The organism is Brevundimonas diminuta ATCC 11568 (assembly GCF_000204035.1).
Taxonomy (GTDB): domain Bacteria; phylum Pseudomonadota; class Alphaproteobacteria; order Caulobacterales; family Caulobacteraceae; genus Brevundimonas; species Brevundimonas diminuta.
In genome coordinates, this window is record NZ_GL883086.1 from 1175325 (window position 1) to 1190006 (window position 14682).

Here is a 14682-nt window from a genome sequence, read left to right on the forward strand (position 1 = left end):
AACCTCAGCCGCCGGCGATATCCCCGGCGACCATCACCGGGGCGGCCGGCTCGCGGAAATAACGGTCGATGCCCTCGGCGACCGAGCGCATCAGGCGGCGACGGGCGCGTTCATCGCTCAGGACGCGCTCATCCTCCGGATTGGTGATGAAGCCCATCTCCAGCAGGATGGCCGGAACGTCCGGCGCCAACAGCACGGCCAGACCCGCATCGCGGTGACTGCGGCGCAGCAGCGGATGGTCCGCGCCTTCCAGGTGGGTCAGCAGCACCCGCGCGAACTGGGCCGAGCGGTTCTGTGTGGCGCGCTGGGTCATGTCCAGCAGGATGCGGTCGACCGAGGGGTCGCGCCCCGGCAGGCGCAGGTCGCGCTGCCAGTCGTCGCCCTTGGTGAACTCGCGCACGGCGCGACCGGCGCCCTGTTCCGACAGGGTATAGACGCTGGCGCCGCGCAAGGCCGGGTCCGAACCGGCGTCGGCGTGCAGGGAGATGAACAGGTCGGCGCCCGCGTCACGGGCGATCTGCACCCGGCGGCCGTGCACCACATAGACGTCGCCGTCGCGGGTCAGGCGCACGCGATAGCGGCCGGTGCGCTCCAGCGCCGTCTTGAGTTCGCGGGCGGCGGCCAGGGTGACGGCCTTTTCCTGAACATGCTGGCCCTGGGCGCCGGGATCGCGGCCGCCGTGGCCGGCGTCGATGACGATCAGGGGCTTTTCGGCGCGAGCCTGTTCTCGGCGCGGGGCGGCGACCGGAACCGCAGCGGCGGCGCCCGTGGCCTTCAGATCGATGACGTAGCGATAGTGGTCCACCCCGTCGCCGGGCGGCAACAGGAAGCGGCGCTCGATCTCGGCGCCGCGCGCCAGGTCCAGCCGCACGCGCGACGCGCCCGAGGCCGCGCTGACCTCATAGCCGCGCACCAGGCCCGAGCCGCTGCCTTCCAGACCGCGCGCAGGATTGACGCCCGCCAGGGACAGGATGACCCGCCCGGCCGAACCGTCCTCGATCACCTGACCGCGCGTCGAGCGGCCCAGATCCAGCACCACGCGGGTCCGCTGGGCGTCGCCGCCGAAACGCAGACGCACGATTTCGCCGTCCGGACCGAAGGCCAGACCGCGCGTCGCCGTGAACGCGACAAGGCAGATGACGACGAACGCAAGGCCGGTCATCGACCACTCGCGCACGCCCCAACGGCTCAGATTGTCACGCCACCGACCCAACATCAGAGGGAAATCGCCCTGCAGTTTAGAAGCCAGGATGAGCCCAGGGTTTAAGGATTTCGTTAAGACCTCTTACCGGCGCGCGGTTCTTTTATTTTCCGCAACATCTGCCTATTATCGGTTCCGCATGCGAACGATCGCGCCGCCCGGCACTGTGTCGGGATCAGGCGCGCCCTCCTCGCGGCGTTGAACTTTTCACCAATTCCGAGGATCGCGCGGCCTGGCCGTCGATCCGAAGATACGGGTTCGGGATGCGGCCTTGATCGGCGCGTCCGGGCCCAGGACCGACAACCTTATGGGCCGACCCGCCTGCGCTCCCGAACGGCAAGACCATGCCGCTCTCGCTTTTAGCGAGGGGATGACGCGCGCCCTGGCCCCCATTTCCATTCGGCGAGCCGCCCCTATTCCCGCGACTGCGTTCGCGGCGCACGGCCTGGCGCGCCTGAGAGAGACCTTCAATGTCAAAAACCATGTTGATAGACGCGGCGCACGCGGAAGAAACGCGCGTCGCGATCGTGGACGGCCGCCAGGTTGAGGAATTCGATTTCGAATCCCGCGCCCGCCGTCAGCTTCGCGGGAACATCTATCTCGCCAAGGTCACCCGCGTAGAGCCCAGCCTGCAGGCGGCCTTCGTCGAGTACGGCGGCAACCGCCACGGCTTCCTGGCCTTCAACGAAATCCACCCGGATTACTATCAGATCCCTGTCGCCGACCGCGAAGCCATCATGGCCGAAGCGCATGACGACGCGGACGAAGACGACCTGGGTCGTGAATCCGACGACGCTGATTCCGACGGCAAGCTGGCCGACGAGGAACGCCTGAAGCGTCGCCTGATGCGTCGCTACAAGATCCAGGACGTCATCAAGCGCCGCCAGATCCTGCTGGTGCAGGTCGTCAAGGACGAGCGCGGCGCCAAGGGCGCGGCGCTGACCACCTGGCTGTCGCTGGCCGGCCGTTACTGCGTGCTGATGCCGAACACCGGCAAGGGCGGCGGCATCTCGCGCAAGATCACCAACACCTCGGACCGTCGCCGGCTGAAATCCGCCGCCGCCGCGCTGAAGGTGCCGCAGGGCATGGGCCTGATCATCCGCACGGCGGGCGCCAAGCGCACGCGGGCCGAGATCAAGCGCGACTATGAATATCTGCTGCGCCTGTGGGAGACGATCCGCGAACTGACCCTGCGCTCCAACGCGCCGGCGATGATCCACGAGGAAGAGAACCTGGTCCGCCGCGCCGTGCGCGACATGTACGACAAGGACTTCGACGGCATTCAGGTCGAGGGCGTCGAAGGCTTCAAGCAGGCCCGCGACTTCATGCGCGTGCTGATGCCGTCGCAGGCCAAGAAGATCCACCTCTACCAGGGCTCGCGCCCGCTGTTCGCGGCGAACGGCATCGAAGAGGTGCTGACCCAGATTCACCAGCCGGTCGTGCCGCTGAAGTCGGGCGGCTATCTGGTCATCAACCAGACCGAAGCCCTGGTCGCCATCGACGTGAACTCCGGCCGCGCCACCAAGGAGCGCAACGTCGAGGCCACAGCGACCAAGACCAACCTGGAAGCCGCCGTCGAGGCCGCCCGCCAGCTGCGCCTGCGCGACCTGGCCGGTCTGATCGTCATCGACTTCATCGACATGGACGAGGGCAAGAACAACCGCGCGGTTGAGAAGGCCCTCAAGGACGCCCTGGCCAAGGACCGCGCCCGCATCCAGATGGGCCGCATCTCGGGCTTCGGCCTGATGGAGATCAGCCGTCAGCGTCGCCGCCTGGGCGTGATCGAAGGCGCGACCGAGGTCTGCGAATGCTGCCAGGGCGCCGGGCGGGTCCGTTCGGCCGAATCGGCGGCCCTGACCACCCTGCGCGCCGTCGACATCGAGGCCGGCAAGAACGGCGCGGGTTCGGTGAACCTGCGCGTCTCGACCGCCGTGGCGCTGTACATCCTAAACCACAAGCGCGCCTATCTGCAGTTCCTGCTGGAAGAGCGCGGCCTGAACGTCATCATCCAGATCGACGACAGCCTGGCTCAGGGCGAGCACTCGATCGAGCGTACCGAGACGAACGAGGACTTCGTCGCCCCCGAAAGCCACATCGATCTGGCCGACCTGGACGACGGCTTCGACGACAGCGCCTATGACGACGAGGACGAAGACGCCGAGGACGAAGACGACTTCGGCGACGACGAGGACGAAGCCGATCTCGACCGCGAGGACGAGGACGACGACGAGGCCCGCGCCCGCTCCGAACAGGATGACGACAGCCGCGGCGGACGCCGCCGTCGCCGTCGCGGCGGTCGCCGTGACGAAGAAACCGAAGCCGCCGCTTCCGACGATGACGACGACAGCCGGGGCGGTCGCCGCCGCCGGGGCCGTCGCGGCGGCCGCCGGATGCGTGAGGAAGGCGAACGCGACGTCTACGCCTGGGTGCGCGGCCGCACGCCGTCGCTGCAGGATCCTTACGTCTGGTTCGACCCGATCAACCCGGTCGCCCCTCGTCCCGAACGCAAGGACGAGCGCAGGTCCGAGGCCGCCGGCGAGGATACGGCTCAGGACATCAGCCTGGACCAGGTCGCCACTTCGGAAGAAGGCCGCAACGGCCGCTCGCGCCGTCGTCGCGGCCGCGGCCGGGGTCGCGGTCAGGGCGAACTGACCCACGAAACCAAGGTCGAAGACCGCGCCGCCAATGAAGGCCTGCCGCCCGTCGGCTCGCCCGACACGCCGATCGCCGTGGTGATCGAAGGCGAAGCGACCGAGGCGCCGGCCGCTGAAGCCGCTCCGGCCGTCGAACAGGCCGAAGCGCCCAAGCGCCGCCGCGTGCGCCGCAAGGTCAGCGCCGCCGCCGTGGAAGACTCGACGGCAGCCGCCCCGGTTGAGGCCGAGGCCGCGCCGGTCGAAGCCGACCAGCCCGTCCCCGCCGAACTGGACGTGCCGCCCGCCGTGGCCGCCCGCGTCGAACAGGCGATCGAAGAAGCCCTCGAAGAGGCTCTGGGCGAGATCCCGGCCGTCGCCGAGAGCGTGGTCGAAGAGGCTGTCGTCCTGGCCGAGCCAGCCCCAGCGCCGACGGCCGAGGTCGACATCGCGGCCATCATCGCCGACGATCCGAACCAGATCGGCGCGCCGCCCGCCAAGCCCAAGCGGGGCTGGTGGCGCCGTTGATCGGACACGATTAAGCTGGAAGCTGCGGGGGAGACTATCGCTCTGGAGATCGTCATGACCAGGACGCCCCCCGCCGCAACCCGCTTTCGGCGCTATCTGGCCGCCGGCGTCGGCGCCCTCGCGGTGCTGGCCTCGGCCGCCGCGGCCCAGGCGCAGAGCCTGATCCGGGACACCGAGATCGAGGGCATCATCCATGAGTGGTCCGAGCCCGTGCTCGACGCCATGGGGCTGGACCCGAACGAGGTCGAGATCCTGCTGGTCAACGACAACGACCTGAACGCCTTCGCCACGCGCGGGCGGATCATGGGGTTGAACACCGGCCTGATCCTGCGGACCAAGAGCCCCAATCAGCTCCTCGGCGTGATCGCCCACGAGGCGGGCCACATCAAGAACCGCCACACGCTACGCGACGGCGCCCAGAACGCCGGGATGCAGCCGATGATCATGACCATGGCGCTGGGCGCCCTGGCCGCGATCGCCGGCGCGCCGGACGCGGGCGCGGCCCTGCTGGCCTCCAGCCAGTATTTCGGCACGCTCGGCGCCCTGCGTTACATGCAGAGCCAGGAGGGCGAGGCCGACATCACCGGCGCCCGCGCCCTGGAACGCGCCGGGGAATCCGGACGCGGCATGGTCGAGTTCTTTGAGAACTTCCGCGCCCAGGAAATCTTCTCGGATCAGCGTCGCTATCCCTATTTCCGCAGCCACCCTCTGTCCTCGCAGCGGATCGAAGCCCTGCGCCGCCCGGTCGAGGCCGCCTCCCACTACGACAAGCGCGACAGCGACGCGCGCATGGCCCAGCACGCCCTGGTCGTGGCCAAGATCCGCGCCTTCATGGATGCGCCCAACGCCACCTTGCGCGACTATCCGTCCAGCGACGTCACCCTGCCCGCCCGCTACGCCCGCGCCATCGCCTGGTATCGCGACGGCCAGACGCAGAAGGCGCTGGACGCGGTCGACGTCCTGTTGGCCGAACAGCCCGAGAACCCCTATTTCTGGGAGCTGAAGGGCCAGATCCTGTTCGAGGAAGGCCGCCCGGCCGAGGCCCTGGGCGCGCATGAGAAATCGGTCGAGCTGAAGCCGGACGCCCCCCTGCTACGCATCAACCTGGCTCACGCCCTGATCGAGACCAGCGACGCCTCCAAACTGACCGAAGCCGAGAACCAGCTGAAGCGCGCACTGGCGCTTGAGCCGGAGAACACCATGGGCTGGCGCCTGCTGTCCCAGGCCTACGCCAGCCAGGGCAAGGAGGGCGAGGCCCGCCTGGCTTCGGCGGAATACTGGTTCGCCCTGCGCCGCCCGGATCAGGCCGCCCAGTTCGCCATGCGAGCCCGCGACATGCTGGACCGGAGCTCCATCGAATGGCGCCGGGCCACCGACATCGTCCTGGCCTCGGGCGCGACCGAAAAAGACATCACCGACGCCGAGCGCCGCAATGAACAGCGCAGCCGCTCCGGCGTCATTCCGCCCGGCGCCTGACGCCGAACCCGCCTTCCCTCTTTTTGCGCCTGACGAGACCTTGATGACCGACGACGCCCGCGAACCCGGCCCTGAAACCGACCAGCCCGCCGTGACGCCGCGCGCCGCCGCCAAGGGCCGCTTCGCCCTGTCGGGAACCGTTTTGGGCGGCGCCGCCGTGGCCATGTCGGCGGTCGCCCTGGCGCTGTCGGCCGCGCCCTATCTGAGCGGCGGTTTCGGCGGCAAGGTGCGCGACTATCTGATCAGCAACCCTCAGGTGCTGGACGAAGTCCTGGCCGCGCGCGAGACGATGGAATCCCAATCGCGCGTCCAGACCATCAACGCCGCCGCGGCCGCCAATCCGGCCCTGCTGGCCGCCGATGCGCGCGATCCGGCCTTCGGCCCGGCCAACGCCAAGGTGACGGTGATCGAATTCTTCGACTTCCGCTGCCCCGGCTGCAAGGCCGTGGCCCACGATTACCGCGCCCTGATGGCGGCTCACCCGGACGTGCGCTTCGTCTTCAAGGACTGGCCGATTCTGGACCGGGGCGAGGACGTGTCCTCACAGTACGCCGCCCGCGCCGCCCTGGCCGCGCACCAGCAGGGCAAGTATCTGGCTGTCTATGACGCCCTGATGGCCGAACGCGCGCTGGACCGCGCCTCGATCGACCGCATCCTGGCCGACAACGGCGTCGACATGGCCAGGGCGAACGCCGCCATCTCGGCCCCCGAGATGACGCGCCACGTCACCGACATTCATGCCGCCGCCGCTGCGCTCGGCCTGCAGGGCACGCCGACCTTCTTCATCAACGGCGTCGCCAGCCCCGGCATCGACCCGCGCGAGGTCGGCGCCCTGATCGAAGCGGCCAAGAAAAAGGGCTGACCTTCCGGTCAGCCCCTGAGCCTTCTCAGATCAGCCCCGCCAACGGCGAGGACGGGTCGGCGTAGAACCGCTTCTTCATCCGCCCCGCCAGGTAGGATTCACGCCCGGCGATGACGGCGTGCTTCATGGCGCTGGCCATCAGCAGGGGATCGCGCGCCTCGGCAATGGCGGTGTTCATCAGCACGCCGTCGCAGCCCAGTTCCATGGCGATGGCCGCGTCCGAGGCCGTACCGACGCCTGCGTCGACCAGCACCGGCACCTTGGACTGCTCGACGATCAGACGGATGTTGATCGGGTTCTGCACCCCCAGCCCCGAGCCGATCGGCGCGCCCAGCGGCATGATGGCCACGGCGCCCGCGTCCTCCAGCTTGCGCGCATAGACGGGGTCGTCGGTGCAATAGACCATGACCTCGAAGCCCTCAACGGTCAGCAGCTTCAGCGACCGCAGGGTCTCCTCCATGTCGGGGAACAGGGTCTTGGGGTCCGCCAGAACCTCCAGCTTGACCAGGGTCCAGCCGCCCGCCTCGCGCGCCAGACGCAGGGTCCGCACGGCGTCCTCACCGGTGAAGCAGCCCGCCGTATTGGGCAGATAGGTGTATTTCTTCGGGTCGATGAAGTCCGTCAGAACCGGCTGGTTCGGATCGGTCAGGTTCACCCGGCGCACGGCCACGGTGACCATCTCGGCGCCCGAAGCCTCGGCCGCCGCCGCGTTCTGGGCGTAGTCGCGATACTTGCCGGTGCCCACGATCAGGCGCGAGTTGAAGGTGCGGCCGGCGACGGTCCAGCTGTCGGTGCGGGGAGCGGTGTCAGTCATGCTCCTGACCTAGCGCCGCCCGCCGCCGGGGGGAAGCGGCGTTGCGGGATTTGATCGGCCCCACGCTTCTACTGCTCAGCCCCCGCCGACGAACTGCACCAGTTCGATCTTGTCGCCCTCAGCCAGCGCCGTCTCGCCGTGCAGCGAGCGCGGCACGATCTCCAGATTGCGCTCGACCGCCACCTTCTTGGGGTCCAGCGACAGCTCCTGAACCAGTCCCAGAATGGTCGTGGCGGCGGTGTCCCGCGCCTCGCCGTTGACTTCGATACGCATCACATCTTTCCGAGCAGCATAAGCACCGATCGCAAGCGCGCCCTTCTTTCGGGCCCGCCGCTGACGCCGGAGCTATAGCGCGTTTGCGCACGACGAGCATCAATCAGCGCAGAACGCCTTTCAGACGATTATGCGATCGTTCAAGGAGCGGGCCTTAAGCGAGCGGATCGCGCGAGCTACTGTGTCGAACACCGGGCCGGCCTCCTGCTCCATTTCGGCATAGGCGCGTTCAAACTCGGGCGTCAGCCCGTCCAGCAAGGCCAATTGTTCGCGCCCCCTGTCGGTGATCTCGATCAAGTTGATGCGCAGGTCGTTGGGATCGGGACGGCGGCTGACCAGATCCAGGGCCAGAAGCTTGGGTATCTTCTGCTGAATGAGCTGGTGCGAACGGTCCAGCGCCCGCACCAGATCGGCGACAGAGACCGGGCCGAGCGTCGCAATGGCGCCCAGCAAGGACGAGGACTTCACCGGGATGACAATGCCCGCGCGCTTGAACACCTCGGCCGACTGCTGCTCGATCAGTTCGCTGAGCTGCTCGCTCAGCCGGCCCAGAAAGGTGCGATCCAACTCTATCATTCGTCCAACGCTTCCTCAGTCCAGGCGACGATAGGTTTCCCGCTCGCCGGACTTCCACACTCGCTCCAAACCGCTCACACGGCCATTCTCGTGCACCAGACGGAAGCGGTAGTCATCCGTTCCCTGGACCGCAAACAGATCTTTCCCGATCGGCTCAAGAGCCAGAACAAAGCGATCCCGCCAATGATAGGCCAGACCGTTGGCGGTGCGCGCCAGGGTTCGACCCTCATAGGCTCCGACTGCGGCATCCATCTCAGCCGCGCTTGCAGCTTGGCCGGTTAGCGCAGTTTCAATCGGAACCAAGGCCCATTCGGCCTCTGCATCGCCAGCATCAGCCCGGCTCTGCAGCAGGAACTTCTGCGCCGCCAACAGGGCCTCCGGAGCCGGAACCGCCAGGTCAGGGGTCACGCCGACGCCCTCGAAATCCTTACCGTCGACCGGATCCCGGATCAGGCCGAACGGAACCTGCAGCATGAAGCGATCATCAATCGGCACACGGGTGACCGGATGCGCGCCCCCAGAGGTCTGTTCGCCGATGACAGTCGCCCGGCCCAGGCGCTGCAGCGAAAACGCCATCCATTCGGCCGCAGAGAAGGACGTCGAACCGGTCAAAACCACCACGGGGATACCCCCCGACCGCCAGCCGGGCACGGCGGGCAGACTCCACTGGCTCCGCACCACCTGCGCCCCCTTGTCATTGTAGTTGTAGTCGAAGAATTCCTGGTCCTTGCCCGCCGGATAGAGGTAGCTCATCAGGAACTGCGCCATCTCCAGGACGCCGCCGTTGTTATAACGCAGGTCGAAGATCAGCCCCTTGGCCCCGTCGGCGAAACGCATGGCCGCCGACGCCGTCTCCTGAGCATATTGCGGGTCGGCGAAGAAATCGAACCGCACATAGGCCAGATCGCCGTCCAGCCGCCGCGCCTCGCGAAACCCGAAATTCGCCGCACGTTCTCTGTCGCGTTGGGCCTGTGTCGTCGTCTCGCCGCTCGCCTTGGCTCGACGGTCAGCCGCGACCTCGTCGGGATCGAAGGCCACCGAAAAGTGCAGATCCTCGCTCGCCTTGACTAGACCTTGAGCAAGGCTCGCGGCGAAGCGATCGGCTTCCATCGGCTCCGATTGAATCCGCCTGTCCAGCTCAGCGGATATGACCGGAATTCGGTCAGGGAAAACATAGTTCTGCTGCAACGCCGTCTCGAGGCGAGCCACGACTTCGCGCTGCGCCTTATGATCCAGGGTCTGCGCATCAACCGAAACCGGCGCCAGGACAGCGACGCTCAGCAACGAGAGGAAAACTCGATAAATCACTTCCAGACCTCATAATGAAATATATTGCGCAATATGTTGTAATTAATCTCGCCGTCAACCTTCCATCAAAGGTTCCTGCACGAGCCCCGCGCGGGTTATTTCCCGCCGCCGCCCCCAGCCAGCGGCCCCAACCTCCCCCTACGTCACCCTTTTTGCCCGCCCGCTTTGCGCCGCGCGCCACCTAGGCTACAACGCGCGCTCGATTCCGCGCGGCGGCGCGCCTGTTTTGCGAGCGAATGCCCGAAACTCTCACCCTGTATGTCCTGAACGGGCCGAACCTGAACCTGCTGGGGGTTCGGGAGCCGGATATCTATGGCCGCGAGACGCTGGCCGACGTTCAGGCCATGTGCGAGGCGGCGGCTGAAGGCGCCCGCGTGGTGTTCCATCAGTCGAATCATGAAGGCCAACTGGTCGACTGGATCCAGGAAGCCAGGACTGAGGCCGACGCCCTGGTCATCAATCCGGCCGCCTTCACCCACACCTCGGTGGCCCTGCTGGACGCGCTGAAGACGCTGAGCATCCCCGTGGTCGAGTGCCATCTGTCGAACCCCGCCGCGCGCGAGGCGTTTCGGCATCACTCCTATGTGTCCCTGGCCGCGACCGGCGTGATCGCCGGCTTCGGCCCCCGCAGCTATGAATTGGCCGTCCGGGCCGCTCTGGATCTGGCGCGCCGCGCCGGGGCCAAGGGCTGACCGCCGCGCGCCGTTTGAAGATCAAGTAGAAGAGACCCTCATGTCCGACGACAAGAACAAGAACATCGACGCCGACCTGGTCCGCAGCCTGGCCGACATCCTGAACGACACCGACCTGACCGAGATCGAAGTCGAGCGCGGCGATCTGAAGATCAAGGTGAAGCGCGAAGTCACCGTCGCCGCCGCTCCGATCCAGTACGCCGCCGCCCCGGCCCCGGTCGCCCACGCCGCACCGGCCGCCGCAGCGCCGCTCTCCATGCCGTCGGACCCGGCCACCATCGTCGCCCGCGCCGGCGAAGAGGTGAAGTCGCCGATGGTCGGCACCGCCTATCTGCAGCCCGCGCCGGGCGCCGATCCCTTCATCAAGGTCGGCGACAAGGTGAAGAAGGGCCAGACCCTGGTCATCGTCGAAGCCATGAAGACCATGAACCCGATCCAGTCGCCGCGCGACGGCGTGGTGGCTGAAATCCTGGTGGGCGACGCCCAGCCGGTCGAGTTCGGCGAAGCCCTGGTCGTGCTGGAAGCCTGAGCCCCATGTTCACCAAGGTTTTGATCGCCAACCGCGGCGAGATCGCGCTTCGCATCCACCGCGCGTGCAAGGAGATGGGCATCTCCACCGTCGCCGTGCACTCGGAAGCCGACCGCGGCGCCATGTGGGTGCGCCTGGCCGATGAGAGCGTCTGCATCGGCCCCGCGCCGGCGGCCAAGTCCTATCTGAACATCCCCTCGATCATCGCGGCGGCGGAAATCACCGGCGCCCAGGCGATCCACCCCGGCTACGGCTTCCTGTCGGAGAACGCCCGCTTCGCCGAGATCGTCGAGGCCCACGGCCTGGCCTTCATCGGCCCCAAGCCCGAGCATATCCGGGTCATGGGCGACAAGATCACCGCCAAGCAGACCGTCAAGGACGCAGGCATCCCCGTCGTTCCCGGCTCTGACGGCGAAGTCGAGACGGTCGAACAGGCCATCGAGGCGTCCAAGACCATCGGCTTCCCCTTGATCGTCAAGGCGGCCGCCGGCGGCGGCGGGCGCGGCATGAAGGTGGCGATGACGGCCGACGACCTGGTCGAGGCCGTGCAGACCGCCCAGTCCGAGGCCCTGGCCGCCTTCGGCAACGGCGCCGTCTACATGGAGCGCTACCTCCAGAAGCCGCGCCACATCGAGATCCAGGTCATCGCCGACAGCCACGGCAACGTCGTCCACCTGGGCGAACGCGACTGCTCGCTGCAACGCCGTCACCAGAAGGTGCTGGAAGAAGCCCCCTCGCCCGCCCTGTCGGCCGAGGGTCGCGCCAAGATCGGCGAGACGGTCAACAAGGCCATCGCCGCCATCGGCTATCTGGGCGCCGGAACCATCGAGTTCCTGTGGGAAGACGGCGAGTTCTTCTTCATCGAGATGAACACCCGCCTGCAGGTCGAACACCCGGTCACGGAGATGATCACCGGCGTCGATCTGGTGCGCGAACAGATCCGCATCGCCGCGGGCCTGCCGCTGTCGTTCACGCAGGAGGACATCGAGTTCAAGGGCCACGCCATCGAGGTGCGGATCAACGCCGAGAACTCGGAGACCTTCACCCCGTCGCCGGGCACGATCACCGAGTTCCACGCCCCGGGCGGCCTGGGCGTGCGTCTGGATAGCGCCATCTACGCCGGCTATTCGATCCCGCCCTATTACGACAGCCTGATCGGCAAGCTGATCGTCCACGGCCGCGATCGCGAAGAGGCGCTGGCCCGTCTGAAGCGTTCGTTGGGCGAGACGGTCATCAGCGGCGTCGACACCACCATCCCGCTGTTCCAGAAGCTGTTGCAGGAGCCGGACATCCTGTCGGGCGACTACGACATCCACTGGCTGGAGAAATGGGCGGCGGCGCAAAAGGCCAAGGCCTAAGGCGCCTATCTTGGACGAGCCGGGCTTCAGCGCGAGCGGCCCTTCCGACGTCTTCGGACCGGAGGCGCTGCTCGCCTGCTACGCGCGGGGGGTCTTCCCCATGGCCGAGGCGCACGATGATCCGCGCGTCTTCCTGGTCGAGCCGGAGCAGCGGGGCGTCATACCGCTGGATCGCTTCCACATTCCGTCACGCCTGCGCCGCACCGTGCGAGGCGAGCCGTTTCAGGTGCGGGTGAACACGGCCTTCGCCGCCGTGCTGGACGCCTGCGCCGCGCCCGCGCCGGGGCGCGAGGACACCTGGATCAACGCCCCGATCCGCCGCCTCTACATCGAGCTGCATCAGCGCGGCTTCGCCCACAGCATCGAGTGCTGGCGAGACGAGACGCTGGTCGGCGGCCTGTACGGCGTGACGCTGGGCGGCGCCTTCTTCGGCGAGAGCATGTTCAGCCGGGCGACGGACGCGTCAAAGGTCGCCCTGGTCCATCTGGTCGCGCGGCTCAGAAAGGGCGGCTGGCGCCTGCTGGACGCGCAGTTCCTGACCGACCACCTCAGCCAGTTCGGCGCCGTGGAGACGCCGCAGGAAGCCTATCTGCGGATGCTGCCCTGGGCCTTGCAAGCGACGCCGGACGACGCCGCCCTCATGGCGCCGACGAGCGGCGCCGAGGCCGTCAATTACGCCTTACAGCCGACCACCCAGGCGTCGTAGACCGGATGCTGCAGCCCGCTGACGCTGGGCGACGAGGCGAACATCCAGCCCTTGAACACCTGACGCGCCTCGGTCGGCGCCGCCAGGCCGCGCGGCTGAACCCCGACCTCCATATAGGCGATGGCGTCCTCGGTCATTTCATCCGAAGCGGAGACCTCGCAGGCGCGGGCCTTGAACAGCAGGGTCTTGCCGAAGCGCACCGGGCGACCGCCGACCTCGACCTCGAACCGCATGGTCTCGGCCGTGGTCTTGTCGACCGCCTGGATGACGGCGATGCGACGGCGCTGACGTACGCCCGGCGGCGTGGTCGGAGCGGCGGGCGCGGGCGCTGCCTCTTCCTCTTCGGCGGTCAGGTCTTCCGGGACTTCTTCCTGAACGGCGACTTCCTGTCCCTGGACCGCGACGGTCGGCACGCCTGGTTGCGGCGCGGTCGGCGCCGCCGGGTTCGTCGCCGGGGACTGGCCGCCGTTGGCGGGCGGAGTCTGCGGCTGGACGGGCTGCAGCGGCGTGCGGCCGGTATCGCGCAGCAGGTCGCCGATCGGATCGGCCGGAGCCGGCGTCGCGTCCTGCGGCAGGTCCATCAGGGCGCTGGCCACGCCGGCGCCCGAGATCGCCAGTCCCGCGACGACCACCCCGGCCAGCAGGACATGGCGAAGGGTCATTCCGGGCTCCAGGCCTGATAGTCGCCGGTGGCGGCCGGGCGTTGACCCAAAGCGGCCAGCGAGCCTTGCGGACGGCGCGCCATCGGCGTGCCCGTCAGGTTCGGCAGGTGATCCTTTTCCCACGCCTGGCGCGGCAGCGGGCGCTCGGCCGGGGTCTCGTCATAGGTGTAGCGCAGCCAGCCCTGCCATTCCGGCGGCACCTTGGTCGCCTCGGCGTAACCGTCATAGATGACCCAGCGGCGCTTGCGGCCGTCATAGCTGACGGCGTCGCGGGATTCGTAATAGCGGTTGCCGAACTCGTCCGTGCCGACCAGTTGGCCGCGTTTGCCGACGGTGAACAGGGTGCCGATCGTGGCGCCGTTCCACCAGGTGAAGATCTTGCTCAGCACGTCGTCGAACTCACTCGAATCCACCGCCCAGGGAAGGTCCGGCGGCGCAGGCCGATCATAGAAACCGCGACGCCCTACGTCCAGCATGGAGCGCACGCGAAACGCCTCAACATCTTGTGGGCAACCCCTGCACGAACCACAACATACGTTGAACGCCCGTCGGATCTGTCGGTAAGCTGGTTCAGACGACATGCGTGGAGACGTGGAATGCGCTTCAAGGCTCGCTTTGCTCCTCTCGCCGCGACGCTCGCTTTCGAGCTCCGCGAGATCGAGCGCGGTCGCGCCCTGACGCCGGTCTCGGCGCCCGCCGGGTGGACCGACGTCCGCGTCGAAGCCTGGCTGGACTGGGCTGAAAGCCAGGCGCCGTCGTCCCCCCATGCCCTCGACGACGCCATCCACGGCTGGGCCGCGCGACTGGCGTCCGAGGGAAGTGAAAGCGGCGCCCTGGCTACGACGGCCGAGGCCGAGCGATTCGCCGCTGAACTTGCAGCGTCCGTGCTGCTGGGCCTCGCCGCCCCCGCCTTGCCGACGATGAACGGCTTCCTGCCGCTGATCGACCTGTCCGAACCGGATGCGACGCAGGCCCTGTCGGCCCAGGCCGCCGCCTGGCGCGGGCGTCGCCTGTCCTCGCGCGCGACCGAAGCCCTGGCCAAGGCGCTGGGCGAGGTCGCCGACGCC

At 67.9% G+C, this 14682-nt stretch carries 14 protein-coding genes and 1 pseudogene; 8 read left to right on the forward strand and 7 right to left on the reverse strand.

Annotated elements, in window-relative coordinates:
• Positions 1-4: 4 nt before the first annotated feature.
• The gene (locus tag BDIM_RS09600; RefSeq protein ID WP_112999882.1) at positions 5-1162 is read right to left on the reverse strand and encodes an N-acetylmuramoyl-L-alanine amidase family protein; all 1158 of its coding nucleotides are present in this window, start codon (positions 1160-1162) and stop codon (positions 5-7) included.
• A 509-nt stretch (positions 1163-1671) separates the two neighbouring features.
• Between BDIM_RS09600 and BDIM_RS09605 the strand changes: the two genes are divergently transcribed.
• From BDIM_RS09605 to BDIM_RS09615, 3 genes are read left to right on the forward strand one after another with little or no spacing between them, the layout of a single operon-like run.
• On the forward strand, positions 1672-4359 hold the full coding sequence (locus BDIM_RS09605; protein ID WP_003165393.1) for an Rne/Rng family ribonuclease: 2688 nt from the start codon (positions 1672-1674) through the stop codon (positions 4357-4359).
• Between the two features lie 54 nt (positions 4360-4413).
• Positions 4414-5835 carry a M48 family metalloprotease gene (locus BDIM_RS09610; RefSeq protein ID WP_003165394.1) on the forward strand — a complete coding sequence of 474 codons (1422 nt, stop codon included), beginning with the start codon at positions 4414-4416 and terminating at the stop codon, positions 5833-5835.
• 43 nt (positions 5836-5878) lie between these two features.
• Positions 5879-6697, forward strand: coding sequence for a DsbA family protein (locus BDIM_RS09615; RefSeq protein ID WP_040346797.1), 819 nt, complete (start codon positions 5879-5881; stop codon positions 6695-6697).
• Between the two features lie 25 nt (positions 6698-6722).
• On the opposite strand, the gene BDIM_RS09620 is transcribed toward BDIM_RS09615, so the two are convergent.
• From BDIM_RS09620 to BDIM_RS09635, 4 genes are all read right to left on the reverse strand, one after another.
• Complete coding sequence (locus BDIM_RS09620) at positions 6723-7511, reverse strand: thiazole synthase (RefSeq protein ID WP_003165396.1); 789 nt, start codon at positions 7509-7511, stop codon at positions 6723-6725.
• Between the two features lie 75 nt (positions 7512-7586).
• Complete coding sequence (gene thiS / locus BDIM_RS18305) at positions 7587-7784, reverse strand: sulfur carrier protein ThiS (protein WP_003165397.1); 198 nt, start codon at positions 7782-7784, stop codon at positions 7587-7589.
• A 120-nt stretch (positions 7785-7904) separates the two neighbouring features.
• The gene (locus tag BDIM_RS09630) at positions 7905-8360 is read right to left on the reverse strand and encodes a MarR family transcriptional regulator (protein WP_003165398.1); all 456 of its coding nucleotides are present in this window, start codon (positions 8358-8360) and stop codon (positions 7905-7907) included.
• 15 nt (positions 8361-8375) lie between these two features.
• A complete protein-coding gene (locus tag BDIM_RS09635) occupies positions 8376-9668 on the reverse strand; it encodes a S41 family peptidase (protein WP_112999885.1) in 1293 nt (430 codons plus the stop codon).
• Between the two features lie 236 nt (positions 9669-9904).
• Here BDIM_RS09635 and aroQ point away from each other — a divergent pair, with 236 nt between their 5' ends.
• From aroQ to aat, 4 genes are read left to right on the forward strand one after another with little or no spacing between them, the layout of a single operon-like run.
• Entirely contained in the window at positions 9905-10360 is a 456-nt protein-coding gene (aroQ, locus tag BDIM_RS09640; RefSeq protein ID WP_003165400.1) for a type II 3-dehydroquinate dehydratase, read from the forward strand.
• A 40-nt stretch (positions 10361-10400) separates the two neighbouring features.
• On the forward strand, positions 10401-10889 hold the full coding sequence (gene accB / locus BDIM_RS09645) for an acetyl-CoA carboxylase biotin carboxyl carrier protein (protein WP_003165401.1): 489 nt from the start codon (positions 10401-10403) through the stop codon (positions 10887-10889).
• Positions 10890-10894: 5 nt separating this feature from the next.
• Positions 10895-12247: an acetyl-CoA carboxylase biotin carboxylase subunit gene (gene accC / locus BDIM_RS09650; protein WP_003165402.1), complete on the forward strand. Its 1353-nt coding sequence runs from the start codon at positions 10895-10897 to the stop codon at positions 12245-12247.
• A gap of 10 nt (positions 12248-12257) precedes the next feature.
• Positions 12258-12953, forward strand: a complete 696-nt coding sequence (aat, locus tag BDIM_RS09655) for a leucyl/phenylalanyl-tRNA--protein transferase (RefSeq protein ID WP_003165403.1) — start codon at positions 12258-12260, stop codon at positions 12951-12953.
• Here the strand turns inward: aat and BDIM_RS09660 are convergent.
• A complete protein-coding gene (locus BDIM_RS09660) occupies positions 12920-13615 on the reverse strand; it encodes a DUF2155 domain-containing protein (protein WP_003165404.1) in 696 nt (231 codons plus the stop codon). The genes aat and BDIM_RS09660 overlap by 34 nt on opposite strands.
• Positions 13612-14004 (reverse strand): NADH:ubiquinone oxidoreductase subunit NDUFA12, encoded by a 393-nt coding sequence (locus BDIM_RS09665; RefSeq protein WP_040346802.1) that lies wholly within the window; start codon positions 14002-14004, stop codon positions 13612-13614. Before BDIM_RS09665 ends, BDIM_RS09660 begins: the two co-directional genes overlap by 4 nt.
• A 207-nt stretch (positions 14005-14211) precedes the next feature.
• Here BDIM_RS09665 and BDIM_RS17940 point away from each other — a divergent pair.
• Positions 14212-14682, forward strand: a pseudogene (locus BDIM_RS17940) (TSCPD domain-containing protein); the annotation flags it as partial.

Bases quoted from the DNA above. Each gene is read 5' to 3' on its own strand.
- BDIM_RS09600 (WP_112999882.1), bottom strand. From the start codon at position 1,162: ATGACCGGCCTTGCGTTCGTCGTCATCTGCCTTGTCGCGTTCACGGCG.
- BDIM_RS09605 (WP_003165393.1), top strand. From the start codon at position 1,672: ATGTCAAAAACCATGTTGATAGACGCGGCGCACGCGGAAGAAACGCGC.
- BDIM_RS09610 (WP_003165394.1), top strand. From the start codon at position 4,414: ATGACCAGGACGCCCCCCGCCGCAACCCGCTTTCGGCGCTATCTGGCC.
- BDIM_RS09615 (WP_040346797.1), top strand. From the start codon at position 5,879: ATGACCGACGACGCCCGCGAACCCGGCCCTGAAACCGACCAGCCCGCC.
- BDIM_RS09620 (WP_003165396.1), bottom strand. From the start codon at position 7,511: ATGACTGACACCGCTCCCCGCACCGACAGCTGGACCGTCGCCGGCCGC.
- thiS (WP_003165397.1), bottom strand. From the start codon at position 7,784: ATGCGTATCGAAGTCAACGGCGAGGCGCGGGACACCGCCGCCACGACC.
- BDIM_RS09630 (WP_003165398.1), bottom strand. From the start codon at position 8,360: ATGATAGAGTTGGATCGCACCTTTCTGGGCCGGCTGAGCGAGCAGCTC.
- aroQ (WP_003165400.1), top strand. From the start codon at position 9,905: ATGCCCGAAACTCTCACCCTGTATGTCCTGAACGGGCCGAACCTGAAC.
- accB (WP_003165401.1), top strand. From the start codon at position 10,401: ATGTCCGACGACAAGAACAAGAACATCGACGCCGACCTGGTCCGCAGC.
- accC (WP_003165402.1), top strand. From the start codon at position 10,895: ATGTTCACCAAGGTTTTGATCGCCAACCGCGGCGAGATCGCGCTTCGC.
- BDIM_RS09660 (WP_003165404.1), bottom strand. From the start codon at position 13,615: ATGACCCTTCGCCATGTCCTGCTGGCCGGGGTGGTCGTCGCGGGACTG.